The organism is Streptomyces sp. DH37 (assembly GCF_029813835.1).
Taxonomy (GTDB): Bacteria; Actinomycetota; Actinomycetes; order Streptomycetales; family Streptomycetaceae; genus Streptomyces.
The window spans coordinates 26,208-42,904 of the sequence record NZ_JARVKV010000062.1 but is presented as its reverse complement, the minus strand read 5'-3'; the positions used below and the strand labels follow the sequence as shown (position 1 = coordinate 42,904).

Here is a 16,697-nt window from a genome sequence, read left to right as displayed (position 1 = left end):
GGCCGGCCGTCCCGCGTCCCCGCCCGCTCACACCGGGTACGGCCTCTCCTCCCGTCCCCGTCGCAGGGTCAGCGCCCACCAGGCGAGCTGGTCCAGCAGCGCGGTGGCGGCCCGGGCGGCCTCGCCCGCCCGGCGGGGCTCGCCGCCGGGTCCGAACTCCTGCCAGGCGTCGTGGAAGCTGACGGTCTCCCGGACGGTGGGGGCGTGCAGCTCGGCGAAGACCAGCCGCAGCTGCTCCACCGCCCGCAGGCCCCCGCCCCGCCCCCCGTAGGAGACGAAGCCGACCGGCTTGGCGCGCCACTCCGGTTTCAGGGAGTCGATCGCCTTCTTCAGCTCGCCGGGGAAGCTGTGGTTGTACTCGGGCACCACGACCACGACGGCGTCCGCGGCGCCGATCCGCTCCCCGAACCCGCGGCCGCCCTCGTCGGGCCGCGCCAGGTCGATCACGTCGAGCTTCACGTCGTCGCGCCGCCCGGCCTGCCGGGCGAACCACTCGCCCACCGTGGTCACGAAGCGCCCCTCGCGCACGCTTCCGAGGATCACGGCGAGCCGGTACTGGTCCTGCTGCGGTGCTGCTGCGGCGGTCATCTCGGTTTCCCGTCCACTCGGTCGTAAGGACACGACCAGAACCTAGGACTTCAAGCCGACTTGAAGTCAACCCCCGTCCCCCGGACGGGGGACGGCCGTGATGGGATGGCACCGTGAGCCGCGCCGCAGAGGAGACCAACCGCCGCATGCTCCGGGCGCGGGACGTGATGGACCGCGCCTACGCGCAGCCGCTGGACGTCCCGGCCCTGGCCCGGGTCGCCCACGTGTCGGAGGCGCACTTCACGCGCACCTTCCGGGCCGTCTTCGGCGAGACCCCGCACCGCTACCTGCAGCGCCGCCGCGTCGAGCGGGCGATGTTCCTGCTGCGGACGACCGACCGGCGCGTGACGGACATCTGCTTCGAGGTCGGCTTCGGCAGCCCGGGGACCTTCAGCCGCACGTTCCGCGACATCGTCGGCCGGTCGCCGAGGGAGTACCGGAGGGAGACGGCGGCCACGGACGTGCCGACGTGCTTCACGATGGCGTGGACACGGCCGAGCACCCGGCCGGCCGCCCCGTCCGCCCCGGCCGCCGACTGAGCGGTTTCGGATAAGTTTTCCCCCGGCCCGCTCAGTAGCGTGGTGCGCATGTTCAACGCCATCACGCACTCGCAGATCTACGTCCTCGACCAGGACGAGGCCCTCGACTTCTACGTCGGCAAGCTCGGCCTGGAGGTCAACACCGATGTCGACCTGGGCCCCATGCGCTGGCTCACCGTCAGCGTCCCCGGCCACCCGGAGCGCCAGGTCCTGCTGGAGAGGCCGGGCCCTCCGGCGATGTCCGAGGAGACCGCGGAGCAGGTCCGCGAGCTGGTGACCAAGGGGGCGATGGGCGGCTGGCTCATCCTCACCACGGACGACTGCCGCGGAACGTACGAGACGCTGCTGGGGAAGGGCGTCGAGTTCACCGAGGAGCCCACCGAGCGCCCGTACGGAATCGACTGCGGCCTCCGCGACCCCTTCGGCAACCGTATCCGCTTCACCCAGCCGAGGAGCTGAGGACCACCGCACGGCCCGCCGGGCGTCCCCTCGGGTGCTCCGCCCGGGGGGACGCCCGGCGGAGCGCCTAGTGCGCGATGCCGTCGATCAGGTCGCGCGCCCCCTGGCGGAGCAGGGCGACCGCGACGGACGTGCCCAGGGTGGCCGGGTCGAGGCGGCCCGCCCACTCGTGCGCGTTCAGGACGGTCTTGCCGTCCGGGGTGAACACGCACGCCCTCAGCGACAGTTCGCCGTTCCGCTCGGTCCTGGCGTATCCGGCGATCGGGCTGTTGCAGTGCCCCTGGAGGACGTGGAGCAGCATCCGCTCGGCGGTGGCCTCGCGGTGGGTGTCCGGATCGCCCAGACCGCTGACGGCCTCGATCAGGGCGGTGTCGCCCTCCCGGCACTGGAGGACGAGGATCCCGGCGCCGATCGGCGGCATCATCACCTCGGTCGGCAGGACCTCGCTGATCACGTCCCGGCGGCCGATCCGCTCCAGGCCGGAGACCGCCAGCAGCAGGGCGTCCGCCTCACCGGCCGCCATCTTCTCCATGCGCCGGTTGGCGTTCCCCCGGAACGGCACGCACTCCAGGTGCGGGTGGGAGCCCGCGAGCTGCGCGACGCGCCGCACGGAGGAGGTGCCGATCCGGGTGCCGGGCGGAAGCTCGTCGAGGGTGAGGCCGCCGGGGTGGACCAGGGCGTCGCGGACGTCGTCGCGCTCGAGGAACGCGGCGAACACCGTGCCGGCCGGAAGCGGCCGGTCGGCGGGGATGTCCTTGAGGCAGTGCACCGCCAGGTCCGCCTCGCCGGCCAGCAGCGCCGCGTCGACCTCCTTGGTGAACGCGCCCTTCCCCTCGACCTGCGAGAGGTCGCCCAGCCACTTGTCGCCGGTGGTCTTCACCGGGACGACCTCGGTACGGACGTGCGGGTGGAGTGCGGCCAGTCCGGCGCGGACGCGTTCCACCTGCGCCAGGGCCATGGGCGAGTCGCGGGAGACGATGCGGATCAGCTCAGGGGCGGACATGCCGTTCACGATAGACCGTCGGACTCGCGCCCCGGTGGGCGCTCCGGTCGAACCGCCCGTCCCTCCCGGCCGGTTGCCCGCGGCACGGCGGAGGCCGCGGCGAGTCCCCCGACGGCCCCGTGCGGCCGCGTACGCCCTTCCGACGGGCCGACGGGCCGACGGGCCGACGGGCCGACGGGCCGACGGGCCGACGGGCCGACGGGCCGACGGGCCGACGGGCCGACGGGCCGAGGCCGGTCCGCCGCCGCCCGTCCCGTACGCGTTCGGCCTCCCGCGCGTCAACGGCGCGCCCAGGGCGGCCTGTTCGCTCCCCCGGCGCCCGTGTCCGCCCGACGGCGCGGGGAAGCCCTGCGCGCCCGCTTCCCTGCCGCGGGGGGCCGCCGGCTTCCCCCGGGGGCGCACGTCCGGCCGGAGAAGGCCGGCGTCGAGGCCGCGGGGCCGGATCCCGGCCCGGGACCGGAACCGTCCCTCGCTGTCACCGTTCGTTCTCCCTTCCGAGACCTCTGTGGGGTCACGGTGAAAACCCTGTTGACACCGGCGTCGGACAGCGACGATCGGGATACAGAAAGTGATAGCCGCCCGTCAGATGGCATCACCGACCACGGAGCACGATGGAATCCCGAACTCAGCACTCCTCGGCGGCCTTTGCCGACCGCGAGGAATTCGCCCGCGCCGCGACGGACGCGGGCGCGGACACGACGGCGGAGGTCCTGCCGGGCCTCGACGACAGGGGGTTCTGGTGGACGCCGACACCCGTACGCACCGCGCACGCGCCGGACTTCGTGCCGATCGTGCCGCCGGCCGAGCTGCCGGAGGAGGCCGTGGCGGCGCCGCGGGCCTGGGCGGCGCGGTGAGCACGGGCAGGCGGGAGGGGCCGCCCGCGATCACGGTCGGCTCGGTGGCGAGGGACCTGCGGGACGGCCGGGTGGGGGACGTGATGGACGTCCACCCCGGGCGGGTCTGGCTGCGCCCGCTCGGCGGCGGGCGGGAGTGGGACGCGAAGCCGGACGACGTCCGGCCGCTGACCGCGCGCGAGCAGCTCAGCGCCCGTCTCGCCGCCGCCAACGCCCGCAGCCGCCACCCCCTGCCGTGAGGAGGTTCCGGCCCCGGCCGCCGGCCTGCGCTCCGCCGGGACCGTCACCGCCGGGACCGTCACCGGCGTGACGACCGGCGAGGGGCCGGCGCCGTCCGGCGGCCCGGACCGGCCGGCGCCGCGTACGGCCGGCGGGCGGGCCCGCCGGACGCGGCCGAGCACGTGCCCCCCGGCCTTCGGCGGCGGCCGGGGGGCACGGTGGCCGCGGGCGTCAGACGGAGCGGTCGCCGAAGTGGCGGGCGGGGGTGTCGCCCGGCGCGTCGACCACGGCGACGGCGAGGACGGCCGTCTCGTCCGAGCCGAGGTAGGCCAGGGTGGCGCGGTCGAAGACCCAGGTGGAGCGGGACCCGTCGGCGCCCTCGAACACCAGGCCCACCCCCCGGCGCCCGGCGGCGTCCTCCGCCTCGCGGTCCACCGCCACGCCGGGGATCTCCGCGGCGGCCCGGTAGAGCGCCGCGTTCACCTCGGGCAGGAGGGTGGACGCCGGGAGCATGGCCTCGATCGCCTCGAAGACCGGCTCGTGGCGGTCCGGGCCCTGGCCCTCGGTGTCGGCGTACAGCCTCTCCAGCAGGGCGCCGGGGTCGGTGGGCAGCGCCTGGAGCTCGCGGTAGGTGGTCGTGTTCGGGTCCGCCGCCAGCCTGATGTCGTGGCCCGACTCGTCCGCCGGACCGTCCTTCGAGGGACCGGAGAGGACGTCCACGCGGGCGAGTCCGTCGCGTGCGCCGTCCACCGCGTGCCAGTCCTCGCGCCGGATCCTGTCGGTGCCCTCCCCACCGACCTCCCGGGTGCCCTGGGTGCGGACGTAGACGTACTGGCCGTCGCGTACGGCGGAGGCGTCGCGGGCCGAGGCCGCGGTGGCGATGCGGTCCAGCAACCTCACCGCCTCCTGCCGCTCGGCGGCGGTGACGGCGGCGGACGGCGCCGGGGAGCCGCCGTCCAGGACTCCGCCGGCCGTCACCCCGGCGGCCACGGCGGCGGCGGCCAGCACGGACACGGCCGCCAGGGCCGGGCGCCGCCGCGTGCGCGGACGGGCCGGTACGGCCGGTGCGGCCGGTGCGGCCGGTGCGGCCGGTGCGCTGTCGCGGGTGATCTCTCGCATCAGGTGCTCCTTGAGGAGTCGGTGGCGGCCGGGGGAGAGGTCCGGGTCGCCGGGGGGCGGCAGCAGCCGGGCCAGTTCCTCGTGCTCGGCCGGCTCGCCGTGCCGCCGCTGGTTGGCGTTCATCGGGTCCTGTCCTCCCTCGACCGGGCCGCTGCGGTGCGGCCGCCCTGTACCTGTCCGCTGCCGGAAGGGGGTTCCGGCCCCTCCCCCGGCCGCTCCGGCCCGGCGTCCGTCAGCCCGCGCAGCCGGGCCCTGGCACGGGACAGCCGGGAACGCACCGTGCCGACCCGTACGCCCAGCGCCTCGGCCGTCGCGGCGTAGTCGAGCCCCTGCCACACGCACAGCACGAACACCTCGCGCTCCGGGCGGCGCAGCTTCTCCAGCGCCCGCCCCGCCGCCGCCAGCCGCTCGGAGTCGGCCATCCGGCCGACCAGTTCGTCGGCGAAGTCGGGCACCACCTCCTTCGGGGGCAGGCGCGCGAGCGCCTCCCGGTGCCGCCGCGCCGCCCGCGCGGTGTTGCGCACGACGTTCGTGGCGATGCCCAGCAGCCAGGGACGCAGGCTCCCCCCGTCGGGGCGCACCTTCTCCCGCAGCCGCCAGGCCTCCAGGAACGTCAGCGACACCACGTCCTCGGCCGCGGCCCAGTCGCCCGTCGCGCGGACCGCGTAGCGGTGGACGGCCGCCGCGTGTTCGTCGAACAGCTCGCCGTACGCGGCCGGGTCACCGGCGCGTACGCGGGCTCGCAGTGATTGCTCCACACCCGTACCTGTCCGCTCGCGGCGCCCGGTTCCCGTGCCGTGGGCCGTACCGCCGTCAGCGGGCGGCGCCGCCCGCGCCCGCGGCGTCCTCGACGAGCACGGGCCGCCCGCCGGGACCCCGCTCGACCAGGGCGAGGGCGGCCGGGCCGGTCCGGATGCGGCCCAGGCACACGACCCGCGTCGGACCGACGGCCGCCCGGCGCCGGTAGTGCATGTGCCCGCAGAAGTGCCACCGCGGCCGGACGCGTTCGCACAGCGTCCGCAGCTCCGGGCGGCCCACGTGGCCCCGGCGCGGTCCCGCGACGCCGGAGGGCCAGTCGTGGGTCAGCAGCATGTCGACCGGGCCCGCCTCCCGCGCCTCCCGCGCCACCCGTTCCAGTTCCTCCGCCGTGTAGTACGTGCGGTCCCTGGGCGTCTCCCGCGGCGCTCCCGGGGTGCCGGTGACGCGGGCCGCGTGGATGCCCGAGAGGAACGCCACCCGGAAGCCCGCGACGTCGGTGACGCCCGCGCGGCCGAGGAAGTGCGCCGCGCCGCTCCACCGGCCGGGGCCCGCCTCGTCCAGGGCGGGCCAGGGATCGTGGTTGCCGCCGATGAAGTACAGCGGGGCGCCCAGGTCGATCCGCCCGTCGGCGACGAGCGGGAAATCACCGATCCCGCCGGGGGCCCTGGGGTTGTGCTCCCCCGCCGCGTCGGTCCCGTCGCGGTTGGCCTCGGCGTCGCCGACGGCGAGGATCGCGTCCAGCGGGCCGCGGCGCCGCCGGACGGCGGCCGACCACTCGGCGAGCCTCCCGAACTCGCCGTGCACGTCCCCGACCACCAGGACCCGTGCGGGGCGGGGACCGCCGGCCCCGTCGCCTCGCTCCACGGTCGGACACCTCCCTCGCGGTTCGCCCGGACTGCCTGACACGAGCATGGAACCATCCGGGAGGGGGCGTCCGCGCCGACGGGGCCGGGCGGCGCGGCCCGTCCGGCCCCGGCCGCGCCGCGCTCCCGGCCGCGCCGCGTCCCTGGCCGGAAGTCGCCCTGCCGCACACCGTGTCCGGGTCCGTACGCTGCGTCGTGCAGACCGCGGACCGGGACCGATGGAGCGGGTGGGGTGGGGGACGTGACCGTGCGGCCGTTGTCGTTCGTCGTCGGGACCGGGCGGAGCGGTTCGACCGCGCTGTCGCGCGTGCTCAACCTGCACCCGGAGATCCTCAGCCTCAACGAGCTGCTCTCCTCGGTCGGGTCCGAGGGGATGCCCGAGGGGGAGCTGGACGGCCGGGGGTTCTGGCGGCTCCTGGCCGAACCCAACCCCACGTTCGACAGGATGATTCGCAGCGGCGCGTCCATGCCGGAGTTCCTCTACCCGCGCCGGGCCGGTCGCTTCTCGGCCGACGCCACCGGCATCCCCAGGCTGTCCCTGATGGTGCTGCCGCACCTCACCGACGACCCCGACGGCCTGCTGGACGAACTCGCCCCGCGGGTCTCCTCCTGGCCGCGCCGGCCCGTCGAGGACCAGTACCGGGAGCTGTTCGGGCTGCTGTGCGCCCGGTTCGGGCGGCGGGTGACGGTGGAGCGCTCGGGCTTCTCGGTGCGGTGGGTGCCCCGGCTGCGCGCGGGCTTCCCCGAGGCGAGGTTCGTCCACCTCCACCGCGGCGGCCCCGACTGCGCGCTGTCGATGAGCCGCCACACCGGCTTCCGGCTGCTCTCGATGATGGAGGAGATGTACGCGCTGCTGGGGCTGGAATTCGGTGACGAGCTGACGCCCGAGCACGCCCGGGAGCTGCCTCCGGACCTGGCGGGGCTGCTCCAGGACCCGTTCGACCCCCGGCTGGTGTTCGACCGGGTGATGCCGGTGGCCCGTTTCGGGGAGCTGTGGTCGCGGCTGGTGACCGAGTGCCTGGAGCACCTGGCGCGGGTGCCGGAGGCGGCCCGGATGAGCCTGTCGTACGAGGACCTGCTGGACTCACCGGACAAGGAGCTGTCGCGGCTGGCCGAGTTCGTCGGCGTGGAGCCCGGCGGCGAGTGGCTGGCGGCGGGCCGGGAGAGGCTCGACCCGGGCAGGCGCGGGGCCTCCCTGCGGCTGCCGCCGGACGAGCTGGCCGCGCTGCGGGAGGCCTGCGCGCCGGGGGAGCGGGCGCTCGCCGCGGCGTGACGCGGCGCCGTACCGGCCGCGGCCACGGGGCGCGCCCCGGCCCCGGAGCCGCCGGCGGACGTACGGCACACGCGCGGCGGGCGCAGGCGGAAATACCGTGTGAGCGGAGCGAGTTGGGCGTGGTCGTGAGAGCGGGCAGCCGTCCGCCGCGACCACCGACACGGGGAGCCGACACGATGGACGACGCGATGGACGAGACGGTGGACGAGACGGTGGACGACGCGGTGGACGGGACGGGCGCCTTCTCCCTCCGGCAGGCCATCGGGCGCTTCGGCGTCTTCGGCGGGATCTCGGACGCGGAGCGGTCCGTGCGGAACGAGGCCGCGGCCGAGCTGGAGGAACTGGGCTTCGGGGCCTTCTGGCTCGGCCACAGCACCGCCGGGGAGGCCGCGCCCGTCCTCGCGGCGACCGGGAGCATCACCGTGGCCACGGCCATCCAGAGCATCTGGCGGTCCGGGGCGGAGGACACCGCCGCGCGCTTCGCGGAGCTGGAGGCCGCCCACCCCGGGCGCTTCGTGCTGGGCCTGGGTGTCAGCCACCCCCAGATGGTCCGGGGCTACCGCAGCCCGCTCGCCTCGATGGCCGGCTACCTCGACGGCCTGGACGCCGCGGAGCGGCCGGTGCCCGCCGGCCGGCGCGTCCTGGCGGCCCTGGGACCCAGGATGCTGGGCCTGGCCCGGGACCGCTCGGCGGGCGCCCTCCCCTACCTGGTGACGGCCGACCAGGTCGCCTCGGTCCGCCGGGCCCTGGGCGCCGGCCCCGTCCTCGCCCCCGAGCTGGGGGTGGTGCTGGAGGCGGACCCCGGACGGGCCCGCGCCCTGGCCCGCGAGGCCCTGTCGTTCTACCTGGGCCTGACGAACTACACCGCCAACTGGCTGCGCGGCGGCTTCACCGAGGAGGACCTCGCGGACGGGGGCAGCGACCGCCTCGTCGACGCCCTGTTCGCCTGGGGCGGCGAGGAGCGCGTCCGGGCGCGCGTCGAGGAGTTCCGGGCGGCGGGGGCCGACCACGTCGCCCTCCAGCTCATCGGCTCCCCCGCGCCCGGCGGGCTGCCCCGGGAGGGCTGGCGCCGCCTCGCCGAGGTCGTGGGGGCCGGGCAGTAGCGCGCCCGGTGTCCGGACCGGCCCCGGACGTCCCGGTGCCGCACGCCACCTCCGGGGCGGGCAACCACGCGGCCGGGCCGGATCGTCCTCGGGACGTGACACACCCGAGCCCCGAACCGTTCCCGATCCCGGCGCCGGGGCCGCGCTGCGGACACGGCGCCGGCCCCGCGACCGATCCGCCGGGCTGCCGCGGCGTCCCCGTCCCCGGCACCGCCGCGTGCCTGGCCCACCTGGACGAGGCCGACCGCGACGCCTACCTCGCGTCCCTGGCGCCCGGCGCCGACGTCGACCACCGCGACACCCCCTTCACCACGGACCTGCTGCGCCGGCTGCTCGGCGCCCTGCGCGCCTCCACCTCCGCCTCCACCTCCGCCTCCGGCCGGCCGGAGGCGGGCCGTGCCCGGTTCGACGGAGCGGTCTTCGGCGGCGACGCCGGATTCGACCGGGTGGTCTTCACCCGCGGCGCGCACTTCGGCGGAGCGGTCTTCGACGGCGACGCCGGGTTCACGGCGGCGGTCTTCACCGGCGGGGCCGACTTCGGCGACGCGGTCTTCGCCCGCGGCGCGCGGTTCGGTGGGGCGGGCTTCGAGGGCGGCGCCTCGTTCGACAGGGCGGCCTTCCGGGGCGACTGCGACCTCAGGGCCACCAGCTTCACCGGCGGGGCGACGTTCGACCGGACCTCCTTCGCCCGCGACGCCGATTTCGGCGGAGCGATCTTCAAGGGCCACGCCTCGTTCGGCGGCGCGGCCTTCCGGGACGACGCCTGGTTCAAGGACGCGTCGTTCAAGGGCACCGCCGACTTCAGCGGGGCGTCCTTCGACGGCACCGCACGGTTCGGCGGCGCGGTCTTCAAGGGCGACGCCCGGTTCGGCTCGGCGGCCTTCGCCCGGGACGCGGTGTTCGCCAGGGCCGCCTTCGCCCACGGCGCCCGGTTCCGCGGGGCGGTCTTCACCGGCGACGCCCGGTTCGACGGGGCGGTCCTCACCGGCAGCGCCTGGTTCGACGCAGCGCGGTTCGAGGGGGTGTCGCGGCTGGGCCCGCTGGTGTGCGACGGGACGGTGAGCCTGGACGGCGCGGTGTTCGCGGTGCCGGCGACGGTGGAGGCCGCCGCCCGCAGGGTGAGCTGCGCGCGCACGCGGTGGGCGTCGACCGCCACGCTGCACCTGCGCTACGCCGAGGTGGACCTGCGCGACGCGGTCCTCGAGTACCCGGTGCTGGTCGCCGCCCGCCCCACCCCCTTCCCCCGCCTGGGCCCGGACAGCCCGCTGCCGGAGACGCGGCTGTCCGGCCGGGAGCCCGGCGTACGCCTGGTGTCGGTGGGCGGGGTCGACGCCGCGCACCTGGCGCTGCACGACGTCGACCTGAGCGCGTGCCGGTTCGCCGGCGCCGTCCACCTCGACCAGTTACGGGTGGACGGCTGGTGCACCTTCGCCACCACCCCCACCGGCTGGAACCGGCGCTTCCCCTGGCGGTGGAGCCGGCGCAACACGCTGGCCGAGGAGCACCACTGGCGGTCGCGCACCGCCCGCCGCCCCGCCCTCGCCCGCGGCTGGACCGCCCCGCCGCCCGACGCCCCCGACCTGAGACCGGCCGCGGTGGCCGCGCTGTACCGGCAGGTGCGCAAGTCGCTGGAGGACGGCAAGAACGAGCCGGACGCCGCCGACTTCTACTACGGCGAGATGGAGATGCGCCGCCACGACACCCACCGGCCCCGGAGCGAGCGGGCCCTGCTGACCGCCTACTGGGCCCTGTCGGGCTACGGCCTGCGCGCCGCCCGCGCCCTGGTCTGGCTGCTGGGGGCCATGGCCGCCACCCTGCTCGCGCTGCTGCTGTGGGGCCTGCCCGCCGGCGATCCGGAGCCGGTCACCACCGGCCGCCAGGTCGCCGCCGGGCAGGAGGTCACCTGGACCACCCGCACCCCCGACCCGGTCGGCCCCACCGGGCCGCTGACCGAACGCGTCACCGCCGAGCGGTTCGAGAAGGCCCTGCGGGTGGTGATCAACTCGGTGGCCTTCCGCTCCTCCGGCCAGGACCTGACCACCGCCGGCACCTACACCGAGATGGCCTCCCGCCTCGCCGAACCCGTCCTCCTCGGCCTCGCCGTCCTGGCCGTCCGCACCCGCGTCAAACGCTGACCCCGGCCCGGCGGGCGGCGGGCGGCGCGGTCGCCGGGCCCCGCGCGCCCCTGCCACCCGCCGATGTCGGTGGGCGCCGCTACGGTCCCGGCATGACCTCCCACCCCGGCCGGAGCCCGTTCTCCGCACTCGGCCGCCTGGTCGTCCTCGTCGACGACCCGGACGACGCCCTGGCGTTCTACCGCGACGTCCTCGGACTGCGCGTGCTGCACGACCGCACGGCGGACGGCTACCGCTACCTCCACCTGGGCGTCCCCGGCCAGGAGGGGACGGGTCTGTGGCTGATGCCCGCCACCGGCGAGCGGGAACGCCGGCTGGTCGGGCGGCAGACCGGCGGGCAGCCGCTGCTCGTCCTCCACACCGACGACCTGGGCGGGGTCGCCGCGCGGCTGCGCGAGCACGGTGTACGGACGTGGGGCGAGCGGGAGGACGCCGACGGCGGATCGCTGCACTTCGCCGACCTGTACGGGAACGTGATCGTCGCGGCGCGGCCGGCCGGCCCGGACGCCTAGTCCGGTTCCGGTTCCGGTGCCGGTGCCCGCTCCGGACCGGACGCCGGCACCGGACCTGGAACCGGCATCGGCACCGGCATGGCCGTGCGCAGCCGGGCCAGGAAGGCCCGGGCCGCCGGCCCGGACGGGCCGTCGGTGCGCCAGGCCAGGGCGATCCGGCCGCGCAGCCGCGGCCGTACGATCTCCAGCGCCCGCAGCAGGTCCCGGTGCTCCGCCGCCGAGCCCGCCGGGAGCACGGCGACGCCCAGACCGCGCGCGGCGAGCCGGGCCAGGACGTGCGGCGCGGCGGCCTCGTAGCCGACGCGGGGCCGGACGCCGGCCGCGGCGCAGGCCCGGTCGAGCACGCCGCGCAGCCCGGTGCCGCGCGGCAGGCTGATCAGGGTGCGGTCGCCGAGCGCGGCCAGCGTCACGCTCGTGCGCCCGGCCAGCGGGTCGTGCGGCGGTACGGCCGCCACCAGCGGTTCGTCGACGACCACCTGGAGGGAGACGCCGGGCGGCGGCTCCTCGCCGGTGAGCCCGACCACCGCCACGTCCAGTTCGCCGTGCCGGAGGGCGGCGAGCATCCGGTCCGAGACGTCCTCGGTGAGGGTGATCTCGACCCGCGGGTGGTCGTCGTGGAAGTCGGCCAGCACGGAGACCACGTCGAGGTCGTGCGTGGCCGCGGCCGAGAACAGCCCGACCGTGACCCGGCCGCGCAGCAGCCCGGTGAACTCGTCCGCGGTCTGCCGCACGCCGTCGACGGCGGCGAGCGCGGCCCGCGCGTACGGCAGCACCGCCTCCCCCGCCTCCGTGGGGCGCACCGAGCGGCCGGAGCGGTCCAGCAGCGGCTGCCCCAGCTCCCTCTCCAACTGCCGGATCTGGGCGCTGACGCCGGGCTGGGCGACGTGCAGACGCGCGGCGGCGCGGGTGAAGTTGGCCTCCTCCACCACGGCGACGAGGTACCGCAGCTGCCGGATCTCCATAACCGGTGATTCTAGTTGCGATATCGATCAGATCTTGGACTTATGGCACGGCGGTCACCACCCTGGAGGGCATGGAGAGCTCACCGCACCGCACGGCCCACCGCTTCCCCGCCACCACCGGCCCGGTCCTCCGGCCCGGCGAGCCCGGTTACGACGAGGAGGTCTCCGGCTTCCAGACCGCCTGGACCCACCGCCCCTCCCTCGTCGTCGGCGCGGCGGACGCCGAGGACGTGCGGCTGGCCGTGGCGTACGCGGCCGGGCGCGGGCTGCCGGTGGCGGTGCAGGCCACCGGGCACGGGCTGTCGGTGGCCGCCGAGGGCGGGGTGCTCGTCGGCACCCGGCGGATGACCGGGGTGAGCGTCGATCCCGGGACCCGGACCGCACGCGTCGCCGCCGGCGCGCGGTGGGGCGCGGTGGTCCGGGCCGCCGCCCCCCACGGACTGGCGCCGCTCAACGGCTCCTCGCCCACCGTGGGCGCCGTCGGCTACACCCTGGGCGGCGGCATCGGCCTGCTGGCCCGGCGGTTCGGCTACGCGGCCGACCACGTACGCGCCCTGGAGGTCGTCACCGCCGACGGGCGCCCGCGCCGCACCGTCCCCGGCGACGAGCTGTTCGGCGCGCTGCTGGGCACCGGCGGCAACTTCGGCGTGGTGACGGCCATGGAGATCGAGCTCTTCCCCGTGCCCGCGATCTACGGCGGCCAGCTCGTCTTCGGCGCCCCGGCGGCGGAGCGGGCCCTGGAGGTCTGGCGGCGCTGGACGGCGGACGTCCCCGAGACGCTGACCTCCTCCGTCGCCCTGCTCCGCCACCCCGACGTCCCGGCCGTCCCCGCGCCGCTGCGCGGCCGGTACGCCGCCTCCTTCCGGATCGTCCACAGCGGCCCGGCCGAGGAGGGCGAGCGACTGGTGGCGCCGCTGCGGGCGGCCGGCGAGCGGCTCGTGGACGACCTGCGCGAGATGCCGTACGCCGCCTGCGACTCCGTCCACCGCGACCCGTCCTTCCCGCAGCCCTACACCGCCACCAACGCCCTGCTGCGGGAACTGCCGCCCGAGGCGCTGGGCGCCGTGCTCGACACGGTGGGCCCCGGCTCGCCCGTCCCCTGCGTCACGGACGTCCGCCACCTCGGCGGGGCGCTGCGCGGGCCCGGCCCGGCCGGGAACGCCGTGGGCCACCGGGAGGCGGAGTACGCCGTCCGCGCCGTCGCCTTCCCCGGCCCCCCGCCCGGCGGCACGGGGCACGGCCTCCAGGAGGTGCGCGACCGGCTCGACCTGCTGCGCGAGGTCCTGGCGCCCTGGACGGCGGGCCACAGCCTGGCCTTCCTCTACGGGGACGGCGAGCGGGCCGACGAGGCGCAGACCCGCGCCGGCCACGACGCGGGCGCCTACGAGCGGCTGGCGGCCCTCAAGGCCGTCCACGACCCGCACAACCTCTTCCGCCTGAACCGCAACATCAGGCCGTCCGGCTCCGGCCGGTGAGGGGCAGCCACGCCGTGACCGTCGCGCCGTCCGGCCCCTCCCGCCGTACGAGGTCGGCGCCGGCGGCCGCGAGCAGGCGGCGGGTGGCGGCGTTGGCCGCGCTCGTACGGGCGAGCAGCCGGGTGGCGCCGCCCTCGCGGGCCGCGTCGAGGAGGAGGGCGAACACCGCCGTGCCGACGCCCCGGCCGCGGTGGGAGCGGCCGAGCCACACCCCGGCCTCGACCGCGCCCGGCTCCGGGAGCGGCGCCAGCCGGGCGGCGCCGGCGACCGCCTCCTCCGGCCGGCCGTCCTCCCCCGGCTCCGTCACGACCACGGCGTAGACGGTCTCCACCGGTTCGGCGCACAGCGAGCGCGCGCGGTGGAAGCGCAGGAACGCCTCCCGCCGCGCGTCCGTCCAGCCGGCCCCGCCCTCCCCTTCCTCCTCCCCCTCGGTCGGCGGCATCACCTCGCCGGGATCGGCGTCGGCGGCGGCCGTGGCCAGCAGGGCGTCCAGCAGCGCCTCGTCCAGGGGGCGCAGGGTGACGGGAGCGGGGCTCGTGAGGTCCATGGGGGCACCATGCCCGAGACGCGCGCCGCTCCCCAACGGCTTTTCACACCCGAAAGCCGCTCCCGTACGGGGGAATCCGGCGGGTCGTCCCGTGTGCCGACGGCCCGCCGGGGCGGCGCGGCCTTAGGCAGAGACCATGGCCCTCCACGAAGACCATCACACCGCCGAGCACACCCCCGAAGCCGCCGCCGAACACCCCTCCGAGCACCCCTCCGAGCACACCGCCGAAGCCGCCGCGCCCCTGTCGCGGCGGCGGTTCACCGCGGGCGCCGGGACGGTCGCCGCCGTCGCCGGACTCGCCGCCGCCGCCCCCGCCGCGCCCGCCGCTCCCCCGCCCGAGACCTTCTCCGAGGCCGCGGGCACAGCCGACTGGCAGACCTGTCTGGCGGTGGCCCGCGCCATCCTCCTGCTGGACGAGGACGGCTCCGAACTCACTCCCCGGTACGAGAGGATCCTGCGCGACGGCCTGCCCCGCTCCGGCGCCGCGGCGGCCGGCACGCCCGGCAAGAAGGTGCTGGTCGTCGGCGCGGGCCCGGCCGGGCTGGTCGCCGCGCTGCTGCTGAGGCGGGCCGGGCACCACGTCACCGTCATCGAGGCCAACGGCAACCGGGCCGGCGGCCGGATCAAGACCTTCCGCACCGGCGGCCACGAGGGCGCGGAGCAGCCCTTCGCCGACCCGAGGCAGTACGCGGAGGCCGGGGCCATGCGCATCCCCGGCAGCCACCCGCTGGTCATGGGGCTGATCGACCGGCTCGGGCTGGGGCGCCGCCGCTTCCACCTGGTGGACGTGGACGCCGACGGCAGGCCCGCGTACCGCACCTGGATCAACGTCAACGGCATCCGCGTCCGCCGCGCCGAGTACGCGAAGGACCCGCGGGCGGTCAACCGGTCCTTCGGCGTGCCCGAGAAGTACCGGGACGTCCCCGCCGCGAGGATCCTCGGCCGGGTCCTGGACCCGGTGCGCGACGAGTACAGCACCGTCGGACCGGACGGGAAGCGCGTGAACAAGCCGCTGCCGGAGTGCCTGGAGGGCTGGGCGCGGGTCGTGCGGCGGTTCGGCGACTGGTCGATGCACCGCTTCCTGACCGAGCACGCGAAGTTCGACGAGCGCACGATCGACCTGATCGGCACCCTGGAGAACCTCACCTCCCGCCTCCCGCTCTCCTTCCTCCACAGCTTCATCGGCTGGTCCCTGATCAGCCCCGACACCACCTTCTGGGAGCTGGCGGGCGGCACCGCCACCCTGCCCGACGCGCTGCTGAAGGAGTTCGGGGAGCTCGGGGGCTCGGTGCGCTTCGACCGCCGCGCCACCCGCGTCGAGTACCGCGCGGGCGGGCGGGCCGACCGCGGCGACACCCCGCACATCGGCGCCGACGGTCCGGCGGTGTGGATCGACACCGTCTCCGAGGGCCGCGACGGCGCGGTGGTGCGCGAGCAGTTCACCGGCGACTGCGCGGTCCTCACCGTGCCCTTCTCCGGGCTGCGGCAGGTCCAGATCGCCCCGCCGCTGTCGTACGGCAAGCGGCGGGCCGTCACCGAGCTGCACTACGACAGCGCCACCAAGGTGCTGCTGGAGTTCAGCCGCCGCTGGTGGGAGTTCGGCGAGGCCGACTGGAAGCGGGAGCTGGAGAGGGTGCGGCCGGGGCTGTACGACGCCTACCGCCTGGGCAGGGCCCCGGACGACGGCAGCCTGCTGGGCGCGCACCCGTCCGTGCCGCGCGGCCACATCTCGGCGGCCCAGCGCGTGCACTACACCGCCTGCCGCTGGATCTCCCGGGACCAGCCGGAGGCGGCGGGCGTGGTCGGCGGTGGGTCGGTGTGCGACAACCCCAACCGGTTCATGTTCAACCCCTCGCACCGCGTCGAGGGCAGCGAGGGCGGCGTCCTGCTGGCCTCCTACAGCTGGGCCGACGACGCGCGGCGCTGGGACTGCCTCGACGACGACGCCCGCTACCCGTACGCCCTGCGCGGTGTGCAGCAGGTGTACGGGCAGCGGGTGGAGGTCTTCTACACGGGCGCCGGGCGCACCCAGAGCTGGCAGCGCGACCCGTACGCGTACGGCGAGGCCGCCGTGCTGCTGCCCGGTCAGCACACCGAGCTGTTCCCGCTGCTCGGCCGCCGCGAGGGGCCGCTGTTCTTCGCGGGCGACCACACCTCGATCAGGACGGCGTGGATCGAGGGAGCCCTGGAGTCGGCGGTGCGGGCGGCGCTGGAGGTGCACCGGGCGTAGCCGCCGGAGACGGCCGGGGGAGGACGGTCCGTCACCCGTCCTCCCCCGGCGCATCCG

Annotated in this window: 17 protein-coding genes; 10 read left to right on the top strand and 7 right to left on the bottom strand. The window is 76.5% G+C overall.

All coding sequences use genetic code 11. The features are described 5' to 3' along the window. Positions 1-27: 27 nt before the first annotated feature. Positions 28-588 carry an NADPH-dependent FMN reductase gene (locus QC029_RS24585; protein ID WP_279557963.1) on the bottom strand — a complete coding sequence of 187 codons (561 nt, stop codon included), beginning with the start codon at positions 586-588 and terminating at the stop codon, positions 28-30. Positions 589-701: 113 nt separating this feature from the next. Between QC029_RS24585 and QC029_RS24580 the strand changes: the two genes are divergently transcribed. Together QC029_RS24580 and QC029_RS24575 are read left to right on the top strand one after the other, a co-directional pair. Beyond that, complete coding sequence (locus QC029_RS24580) at positions 702-1,127, top strand: AraC family transcriptional regulator (RefSeq protein ID WP_279557962.1); 426 nt, start codon at positions 702-704, stop codon at positions 1,125-1,127. Between the two features lie 48 nt (positions 1,128-1,175). After that, the gene (locus QC029_RS24575) at positions 1,176-1,586 is read left to right on the top strand and encodes a VOC family protein (RefSeq protein ID WP_279557961.1); all 411 of its coding nucleotides are present in this window, start codon (positions 1,176-1,178) and stop codon (positions 1,584-1,586) included. 67 nt (positions 1,587-1,653) lie between these two features. Here QC029_RS24575 and hemC read toward each other — a convergent pair whose 3' ends face one another. Further along, positions 1,654-2,589: a hydroxymethylbilane synthase gene (gene hemC, locus QC029_RS24570; protein WP_279557960.1), complete on the bottom strand. Its 936-nt coding sequence runs from the start codon at positions 2,587-2,589 to the stop codon at positions 1,654-1,656. A gap of 611 nt (positions 2,590-3,200) precedes the next feature. Here hemC and QC029_RS24565 point away from each other — a divergent pair. Together QC029_RS24565 and QC029_RS24560 are read left to right on the top strand one after the other, a co-directional pair. After that, positions 3,201-3,443 (top strand): hypothetical protein, encoded by a 243-nt coding sequence (locus QC029_RS24565; RefSeq protein WP_279557959.1) that lies wholly within the window; start codon positions 3,201-3,203, stop codon positions 3,441-3,443. Continuing rightward, positions 3,440-3,682 (top strand): hypothetical protein, encoded by a 243-nt coding sequence (locus QC029_RS24560; RefSeq protein ID WP_279557958.1) that lies wholly within the window; start codon positions 3,440-3,442, stop codon positions 3,680-3,682. The genes QC029_RS24565 and QC029_RS24560 overlap by 4 nt, the downstream gene beginning before the upstream one ends. A gap of 211 nt (positions 3,683-3,893) precedes the next feature. Here QC029_RS24560 and QC029_RS24555 read toward each other — a convergent pair whose 3' ends face one another. From QC029_RS24555 to QC029_RS24545, 3 genes are read right to left on the bottom strand one after another with little or no spacing between them, the layout of a single operon-like run. After that, the gene (locus QC029_RS24555) at positions 3,894-4,904 is read right to left on the bottom strand and encodes a CU044_5270 family protein (RefSeq protein ID WP_279557957.1); all 1,011 of its coding nucleotides are present in this window, start codon (positions 4,902-4,904) and stop codon (positions 3,894-3,896) included. Then, the gene (locus tag QC029_RS24550; RefSeq protein ID WP_279557956.1) at positions 4,901-5,539 is read right to left on the bottom strand and encodes an RNA polymerase sigma factor; all 639 of its coding nucleotides are present in this window, start codon (positions 5,537-5,539) and stop codon (positions 4,901-4,903) included. The genes QC029_RS24555 and QC029_RS24550 overlap by 4 nt, the downstream gene beginning before the upstream one ends. 55 nt (positions 5,540-5,594) lie before the next feature. After that, entirely contained in the window at positions 5,595-6,404 is an 810-nt protein-coding gene (locus QC029_RS24545) for a metallophosphoesterase (protein WP_279557955.1), read from the bottom strand. A gap of 231 nt (positions 6,405-6,635) precedes the next feature. Here QC029_RS24545 and QC029_RS24540 point away from each other — a divergent pair, with 231 nt between their 5' ends. The 4 genes from QC029_RS24540 to QC029_RS24525 all read left to right on the top strand — a co-directional run bounded on the left by QC029_RS24540 (position 6,636) and on the right by QC029_RS24525 (position 11,426). Further along, the gene (locus QC029_RS24540; protein WP_279557954.1) at positions 6,636-7,676 is read left to right on the top strand and encodes a sulfotransferase; all 1,041 of its coding nucleotides are present in this window, start codon (positions 6,636-6,638) and stop codon (positions 7,674-7,676) included. Between the two features lie 176 nt (positions 7,677-7,852). Beyond that, a complete protein-coding gene (locus QC029_RS24535) occupies positions 7,853-8,779 on the top strand; it encodes an LLM class F420-dependent oxidoreductase (RefSeq protein WP_279557953.1) in 927 nt (308 codons plus the stop codon). A 95-nt stretch (positions 8,780-8,874) separates the two neighbouring features. Then, a complete protein-coding gene (locus tag QC029_RS24530; RefSeq protein ID WP_279557952.1) occupies positions 8,875-10,914 on the top strand; it encodes a pentapeptide repeat-containing protein in 2,040 nt (679 codons plus the stop codon). Positions 10,915-11,006: 92 nt separating this feature from the next. After that, the gene (locus QC029_RS24525; protein WP_279557951.1) at positions 11,007-11,426 is read left to right on the top strand and encodes a VOC family protein; all 420 of its coding nucleotides are present in this window, start codon (positions 11,007-11,009) and stop codon (positions 11,424-11,426) included. Here QC029_RS24525 and QC029_RS24520 read toward each other — a convergent pair. Further along, complete coding sequence (locus tag QC029_RS24520; RefSeq protein WP_279557950.1) at positions 11,423-12,388, bottom strand: LysR substrate-binding domain-containing protein; 966 nt, start codon at positions 12,386-12,388, stop codon at positions 11,423-11,425. The genes QC029_RS24525 and QC029_RS24520 overlap by 4 nt on opposite strands. Positions 12,389-12,459: 71 nt before the next feature. Between QC029_RS24520 and QC029_RS24515 the strand changes: the two genes are divergently transcribed. Beyond that, a complete protein-coding gene (locus QC029_RS24515; RefSeq protein WP_279557949.1) occupies positions 12,460-13,863 on the top strand; it encodes an FAD-binding oxidoreductase in 1,404 nt (467 codons plus the stop codon). Here the strand turns inward: QC029_RS24515 and QC029_RS24510 are convergent. Next, positions 13,838-14,410: a GNAT family N-acetyltransferase gene (locus QC029_RS24510; protein ID WP_279557948.1), complete on the bottom strand. Its 573-nt coding sequence runs from the start codon at positions 14,408-14,410 to the stop codon at positions 13,838-13,840. The genes QC029_RS24515 and QC029_RS24510 overlap by 26 nt on opposite strands. Positions 14,411-14,546: 136 nt before the next feature. On the opposite strand from QC029_RS24510, the gene QC029_RS24505 reads away from it, so the two are divergent. Further along, on the top strand, positions 14,547-16,640 hold the full coding sequence (locus QC029_RS24505) for an NAD(P)/FAD-dependent oxidoreductase (protein ID WP_279557947.1): 2,094 nt from the start codon (positions 14,547-14,549) through the stop codon (positions 16,638-16,640). Positions 16,641-16,697 lie beyond the last annotated feature (57 nt).

Excerpts from the sequence above, each read along its gene's own strand:
- QC029_RS24585 (WP_279557963.1), bottom strand. The coding sequence starts at position 588 with ATGACCGCCGCAGCAGCACCGCAGCAGGACCAGTACCGGCTCGCCGTG.
- QC029_RS24575 (WP_279557961.1), top strand. The coding sequence starts at position 1,176 with ATGTTCAACGCCATCACGCACTCGCAGATCTACGTCCTCGACCAGGAC.
- hemC (WP_279557960.1), bottom strand. The coding sequence starts at position 2,589 with ATGTCCGCCCCTGAGCTGATCCGCATCGTCTCCCGCGACTCGCCCATG.
- QC029_RS24565 (WP_279557959.1), top strand. The coding sequence starts at position 3,201 with ATGGAATCCCGAACTCAGCACTCCTCGGCGGCCTTTGCCGACCGCGAG.
- QC029_RS24555 (WP_279557957.1), bottom strand. The coding sequence starts at position 4,904 with ATGAACGCCAACCAGCGGCGGCACGGCGAGCCGGCCGAGCACGAGGAA.
- QC029_RS24535 (WP_279557953.1), top strand. The coding sequence starts at position 7,853 with ATGGACGACGCGATGGACGAGACGGTGGACGAGACGGTGGACGACGCG.
- QC029_RS24525 (WP_279557951.1), top strand. The coding sequence starts at position 11,007 with ATGACCTCCCACCCCGGCCGGAGCCCGTTCTCCGCACTCGGCCGCCTG.
- QC029_RS24520 (WP_279557950.1), bottom strand. The coding sequence starts at position 12,388 with ATGGAGATCCGGCAGCTGCGGTACCTCGTCGCCGTGGTGGAGGAGGCC.
- QC029_RS24515 (WP_279557949.1), top strand. The coding sequence starts at position 12,460 with ATGGAGAGCTCACCGCACCGCACGGCCCACCGCTTCCCCGCCACCACC.
- QC029_RS24510 (WP_279557948.1), bottom strand. The coding sequence starts at position 14,410 with ATGGACCTCACGAGCCCCGCTCCCGTCACCCTGCGCCCCCTGGACGAG.
- QC029_RS24505 (WP_279557947.1), top strand. The coding sequence starts at position 14,547 with ATGGCCCTCCACGAAGACCATCACACCGCCGAGCACACCCCCGAAGCC.